Origin of the sequence: Microcystis sp. LE19-10.1B (genome assembly GCF_027530565.1) — a bacterium.
GTDB classification, from domain to species: Bacteria; Cyanobacteriota; Cyanobacteriia; order Cyanobacteriales; family Microcystaceae; genus Microcystis; species Microcystis aeruginosa.
In genome coordinates, this window is sequence record NZ_JAPZQM010000722.1 from 1 (window position 1) to 4971 (window position 4971).

Consider the following 4971-nt stretch of genomic DNA (forward strand, 5'->3'; position numbering starts at 1 on the left):
GAGTGATCAGGGGGAAATTCAGGGACTTTTTCCCTGAAAATTAGGTAATTGACCCCCTCAAAATCGGTAAAACCCCACACCCCACACCCCACACCCTACACCCTGCCCCTAGGAAAAACTTTTTCAGCAAACCCTAATTAAGCGACGATGAAAGAACCGTTAATTGAATTGAGAGGAGTATCGAAAAGATTCGGGGATAATGTTATTCTCGAAGGTTTAGATTTAACCATTTATCGAGGGGAGGCCCTGGTAATTATCGGGCCGTCGGGAACGGGAAAATCAACGGTTTTACGGTTAATTGCGGGATTAACGGGGATAAATGCTGGAGAAATTCGTATTAAAGGTCAATTGCGTCAGGGATTGCTAGAAGATGGTCGAGAAGCGATGCGAACTTCCTTAGTTTTTCAACAAACGGCCCTGTTTGATTCTCTCACCGTCGGGGAAAATGTCGGTTTTTATCTTTATGAACAAACTAATTTAAAAAAAGCCAGAATTAGGGAATTAGTGGAAAAAAGCTTGGAAATGGTCGGTTTACAGGGAATTAGTAACCTTTATCCTTCGGAACTATCGGGGGGAATGCGTAAACGGGTGGCTTTTGCCCGCGCTATTATCACTAATCCCGATAATCCCGCCGATAATCCTGAATTACTGCTGTATGATGAACCTACCGCCGGATTAGACCCGATAGCTTCCACAATTATCGAGGATCTAGTGCGGACTCTCCATGAAAAATCGGGGTCTGCGAACACTTATGTGATGGTTTCTCACCAACAAAGCACCATCCGACGCACCGCCGATCGAGTAGTATTTCTCTATCAGGGAAAAGTGCAATGGCAGGGATTAGTGGCAGATATCGATCGTACCGATCATCCCATGATCCGGCAATTTTTTAGCGCCAGCATTGAAGGCCCGATTAGGACAATCGTTTAAGCTAGATTAAGCTAAATTAAGAACTATCGAGAATGAGAGAAAAATCATGCAGAGTTCGCGAGCTTTACGGGAAGGAAGACTAGGTTTGTTTGCTCTAGGCGGATTATTAGTCTTTGGGGCGCTCGCTATCTGGGTTCGGGGGGGGGGATTTGGTCAGAAAACCTATCAATTAATCTTCGAGTTTGCCGACGTGGAAGGGTTACAAGTCGGGGCGCCGGTGCGTTTTCGCGGGGTGAGAGTGGGAAGAATTACGAGTTTTATCCCGGGGAGTAATCAAGTGGAAGTTATTGCCGAGATTGCTTCTGCTACCTTAGTTATGCCTAGGAAGGTAACTGTTACTACCAATCTTTCCGGATTAATTGGGGAGGCAGCCATCGATATCACTCCCTTAGTTTCTTTAAGTGCTGAGTCCAAAAATCTCGACCCTCTGAGTCCCGACTGTGATCAACAGCTAATTCTCTGTAATAATACTCGTTTACAGGGGACAACAGGAACACAATTAATGTCTAGTGTTGGTCGTTTAGTGGATACTTTTACCAGTCCTGAATTTGTGGGTAATCTCAATGATGTCACCAAAAATACCGCTATAGCAGCTCAAAAAATCGCCCGTTTATCCGATGATACCTCCCAGACTATCCGTAATGCCCAAAGAGAAATCTCTCGTCTATCTTTGGAATTAGCTACCACCAGTCGCTCGGTGACTAATACAGCTAATAATGCCTCCCGTTTTGTCAATACTTTAGATAATACCGTTCAGGAAAATCGCAGTCAAATCAGCAGAACTTTTCAACAATCTTCCCAATTAGTCGCTAATCTCAATGCTGTTCTCAGCGAAAATCGGGGACAAATTGTTAATACTCTCGATAATATTAATCAAGCTAGTTTAGGTATTGGTAGTCTCGCTAATAATCTCAATAATACCGCCATGAGGTTGAATGCAGGTTTAGATGAAATTGATACTAAACAAGTCATGCAAAATATCGAGACTATTTTGAATAATGCGGTGGAAACATCGAATAATTTACGAGAAATTACTAAAACTATTAACGATCCTGCTACAATTGTCGTACTGCAAAAAACTCTCGAATCCGCTAGGGTGACTTTTGAAAATACTCAAAAAATCACCTCCGATATCGATGAGTTAATCGGTGATCCCCAATTTCGCGAGAATTTAAGACGTTTAATTGATGGCTTAAGTAATTTGCTTTCTTCTGGCGAACAATTAGAATATAATTTGCGTATCGCTCAAACTTTAGATACCATGACTCAAGAGTTAGCCAAACAAAAAGTTTTGACCATCTCTCGACCTTTAAATCCTCAGCAAATGCAACTCTATCCCCAATTTATCGTTCAACAACCTCCCACCAGTGAAAAATGACAAAACAGCACAATTCAAGCGATAGATTATGAATTATGAATTGTGAATTATGAATTATGAATTAGGGAGAATAAATAAAAATAATCTCCTGTCTCCTGTCTCCTGTCTCCTGTCTCCTGTCTCCTGTCTCCTGTCTCCTATCTCCTATCTCCTATCTCCTGTCTCCTGTCTCCTGTCTCCTATCTCCTATCTCCTGTCTCCTGTCTCCTGTCTCCTGACGGCTAAAATAACTGATAACTGATAATAATATGTCGAAATCAATTTGTATTACTCTTGGAACTCGTCCCGAAGCGATTAAATTAGCTCCCGTTATTCGTGCTTTTCAAGAATCGGAACAGTTTCAAACCCATGTAATTCTGACGGGACAGCATAAAGAAATGGTAGCGCAGGTGATGGAATTATTTGCTTTAAAAGCAGATGAAAATCTGGATATTATGCAAACCCGTCAAACCTTAACTGATATTACTTGCCGCAGTTTACGCGGTTTAGAAACAGTTTTTGAGCGCATAAAACCAGATTTAATTATTGTGCAAGGTGATACTACTACTGCTTTTGCTGCTGCTTTAGCGGCTTTTTATCAACAAATTCCCATCGCCCATGTGGAAGCCGGATTAAGAACGAATGATATCTATAATCCCTATCCCGAAGAAGCTAATCGTCGCCTAATTTCTCAACTGACTACCCTACATTTTGCTCCCACAACTTTAGCCGTAGAAAATTTACAAAAATCTGGGGTGACAGGAAATATTCACCACACCGGCAATACGGTTATTGATGCTTTATTAACCGTAGCCAAAACCGCGCCAGAATGTCAAATTGCGGGCCTAAATTGGTCAGATTATCGGGTTTTATTAGCCACGGTTCACCGCCGGGAAAATTGGGGCGAACCCTTACAGGATATTATCAAAGGATTCACTTTGTTATTAGAAAAATATGCCGATACAGCCCTATTATTACCCCTGCATCGCAATCCCACCGTCCGAGAACCAATTCAGTCCGCTTTGGGCAATCATCCCAGGGTATTTTTAACTGAACCTCTCGATTATGCCGAGTTAGTGGGGGCGATTCAACGCTGTTATTTATTATTAACTGATTCTGGGGGCATTCAAGAAGAAGCCCCTAGTTTAGGAAAACCAGTTTTAGTATTGCGAGAAACCACAGAAAGACCGGAAGCAGTGCAAGCGGGAACAGCGAAATTAATTGGGACTAATCCGGAGCAAATTTTAGCAGAAGCGGGAGAATTATTAGGGGATAAAATCGCCTATGATCGTATGGCTAATGCAATTAATCCTTTTGGAGATGGACAAGCATCCCAAAGAATCCTCCAAATCGTCCAAGATTTTTTGGCTTAATCTATGACTACTTGGTTGGGTATCGACCCCGGATTAGCGATTGTCGGTTGGGCTATTCTCCGGGATAATAGTGAGTTAATGCCGATTTTAGTCGATTACGGCACGATCGAAACTTCTAAAAATCTTTCTACTGCCCAGCGTTTGATCGAAATTGAACGGGATTTAAAGGAGTTAATCGCAGAATATAAACCGGGGGAAATTGCCGTGGAAATGCCCTTTTTTAACCGGCAAATCAAGGCAGCTGGTGGAGTCCTGCAAGCATTGGGAATTATCAATCTGGTTAGCTGTCGCGATGGAGGAATTGAACCGATTTTCCTCCATCAAGCTAGTTGGAAATGTCATCTCGGCCATGGTAGGGCCACTAAAGCGGAGGTGGCCGAACAAATTAAGTATTTATTCGGATTGACAAAAATGCCCATTAATGATGCTGTAGATGCTATAGCGATCGCATACGCTGCTTTCAGTGGCGTTCGCAATCAAATCTCTTGAAGCAATTTGACGAAATTGGCGCAAAAATTTAGCTGACAACTAAAAGCCATCTTTAAGCTTGCACTATCTTAGTTCGATGGGACGGTTGAAGATAATAAGGCCTTCAAATATCTTTGATTAGCGTTGGGTTTCCTTCCTCAACCCAACCTACCATATCAGCGATCGCACCAAAGGGTTTAAGTGTGGAATTGTGATAATTGTCATCGTCAATGCTAATAAAAATATGGTATAGTTCTTAAATGAGTATAAGTTTAAAATAATGAAAATAAATGAAAATAAAAGTTTCTCAAAAAAAGGGATCATCAAACGAAGTTAACCCTCAGTTAAAGCATATTGCCTATTCGATGGACGCACTGATTACAGGCTTTTATATTTGGTTGGGTTCTTTTTGTTGGCGATTGGGGGGTAGTGATGCAGAAGAAAGTTATCCAGGAACAATACATAGTTTTGCGGGTATCAGCTTAGTTTTACCTGGTTATCAAATTTTTACAACCTATAAAGGGAGTTATGACCCTCGATAAGCATCAAATTGATGGTCTTTAGGTATAATGGGGCTTGACCGGTGGTATCAGTTATATCACCATAAGCGAATGCGTAATACCCGTCCTATATCTTGGATTAAAGCGGCACGGAAAGATTTTCAAAAGTTTCCCAAGGAAGCCCAAGAAATTGTACTTGACGCTTTAACTAGGGCTTGCTGAATAAATCTAAAAACCTTGTTGGATAAGGCTTTTAGACTTTTTTGACCTCAAAAAGTGCCGACCATTGGAGGGATCGGGGGTAAAATTCAGGTACTTTTTCCCTGAAAATTAGGTAACTGAC

General features: G+C 41.6%; 6 protein-coding genes. All 6 read left to right on the forward strand.

The window, feature by feature from the left end; translation table 11 throughout:
- Window positions 1–147: 147 nt before the first annotated feature.
- The 6 genes from O9332_RS25630 to O9332_RS25655 all read left to right on the forward strand — a co-directional run bounded on the left by O9332_RS25630 (window position 148) and on the right by O9332_RS25655 (window position 4670).
- The gene (locus tag O9332_RS25630) at window positions 148–930 is read left to right on the forward strand and encodes an ABC transporter ATP-binding protein (RefSeq protein WP_002763121.1); all 783 of its coding nucleotides are present in this window, start codon (window positions 148–150) and stop codon (window positions 928–930) included.
- A gap of 46 nt (window positions 931–976) precedes the next feature.
- A complete protein-coding gene (locus O9332_RS25635) occupies window positions 977–2308 on the forward strand; it encodes an MlaD family protein (protein WP_002763123.1) in 1332 nt (443 codons plus the stop codon).
- A 49-nt stretch (window positions 2309–2357) separates the two neighbouring features.
- Window positions 2358–2549 (forward strand): hypothetical protein, encoded by a 192-nt coding sequence (locus O9332_RS25640; protein ID WP_071825132.1) that lies wholly within the window; start codon window positions 2358–2360, stop codon window positions 2547–2549.
- A gap of 7 nt (window positions 2550–2556) precedes the next feature.
- Window positions 2557–3660 (forward strand): non-hydrolyzing UDP-N-acetylglucosamine 2-epimerase, encoded by a 1104-nt coding sequence (gene wecB / locus O9332_RS25645; RefSeq protein WP_002763125.1) that lies wholly within the window; start codon window positions 2557–2559, stop codon window positions 3658–3660.
- 3 nt (window positions 3661–3663) lie between these two features.
- A complete protein-coding gene (locus O9332_RS25650; protein WP_002763127.1) occupies window positions 3664–4149 on the forward strand; it encodes a crossover junction endodeoxyribonuclease RuvC in 486 nt (161 codons plus the stop codon).
- A 269-nt stretch (window positions 4150–4418) separates the two neighbouring features.
- Entirely contained in the window at window positions 4419–4670 is a 252-nt protein-coding gene (locus O9332_RS25655; protein ID WP_002763128.1) for a hypothetical protein, read from the forward strand.
- Window positions 4671–4971: the final 301 nt, after the last annotated feature.